1 pseudogene is annotated in these 1337 nt (G+C 57.3%); it reads right to left on the bottom strand.

Features of this window, described 5'->3' with window-relative positions:
- A pseudogene (locus EFD56_RS32460) lies at window positions 1-1214 on the bottom strand (Ulp1 family isopeptidase); the annotation flags it as partial.
- Between the last annotated feature and the right edge of the window lie 123 nt (window positions 1215-1337).

Raw genomic sequence — 1337 nt, forward strand, 5'->3', positions numbered from 1 at the left:
AGCTCATAATCCGTCTGGATATGCTGGTCGCCCAGCCATTCGATATGGTCGAGCGACAATCCGCTGCGGCCTTCGATCGATGGATCAACCTGCTGCAGCGGCGAAGTTGATCTGAACTCGGCACGTGGATCCGAACGGCCGTCCAGACCGGCCGGTTCCCGGCCACTTGCCTGCTCAGGGGACAACCCCGACGCTGCGTTCGCCTCAACGACTTGCTGGTACTGCCGAAGCCGCTTGAAAGAGATAGTGTGTTTTCCCATGTCTTCGGTGAAGTCTTGGTAATCTTTTTGCAACGACTGTTGCTGCTGATCAGTACCGGTGAGTCGGCTGACTATGCTCTCCCTGCCCTCCCTTTGGAGCCAAGCGCTAAACTTTCGTTGATTGCTGGCCATATTCCAGACAACATTCCTCTTGGAAGTCGAGTTCGATCCGAGCTTGCTCAGCGCTTCCTTGGCTAGGTCATCAATGATGCGGGCGTCGTCGGGATAAGGATTATGCTGTTTCAACTGGGACTCGGCGCCTAGATACTGCCGCAGCCGATCGAAACTCACGACCACTTTTTTTCCTTCCTCCTTGGTAAAGGCCCTAAAATCCTCCTTCAACGACTGTTGCTGCTCATCACTGCCGGTGAGCCGGCTGACTATGCTCTCCCTGCCCTCCCTTTTGAGCCAAGCGCTAAACTTTCGTTGGTGACTGGTATTATTCCGGGAAGTCGAGACCGGTCCGAACTTACTCAGCTCTTCCTTGGCCAAGCTATCAATGACGCGGGCGTCGTCGGGATAAGGATCATGTATCTGGCGCCCCATCAGGCGCGGCCCAGGTCCAACGGCTTGGAGTTCTTGCCCCTCAGGCGCGAGCCTCCTGAAATGAGACAGTGCTGACTTAAGACGGTTCCGACCATCCCCACCGCTTGCAAAATAATAATCCGCGATATCAACGGCTAGTGAATCTGGATCGTTTAAAAGCCGAGAAGCCATCGAATCTCTGTTCTCTGCTCGGAGCCAACGAGCGAACCCCCTAAGAACCCATAAATTGTTCTCGACGGTAGCCTCGGGAACCCTTCCGTCCCCTCGGCCGACGCTACCGTCGGGTAGAATTTCGTAGTTTCGGACTGCTTCCGCGAACTGGTTGATGCGGGACTCGTCATCGGGATGCATGTCCCAGTCGGCGGCGCGACCACGCTTGGCGCCGACGCGAACCTTGGTTGAGACCACGTGAGTCTCCGTTGCGGCATCGACGTCTTGCTGCCCCGAACCCCTCTCCGGCGCCAGCGACTGCGGCGTCACTCGCATCGAACCGCCCACGGATCTGCGACGCGGCACACGGTCGCCGGCGTC

Origin of the sequence: Rhizobium phaseoli (assembly GCF_003985125.1) — a bacterium.
Classification (GTDB): domain Bacteria; phylum Pseudomonadota; class Alphaproteobacteria; order Rhizobiales; family Rhizobiaceae; genus Rhizobium; species Rhizobium phaseoli.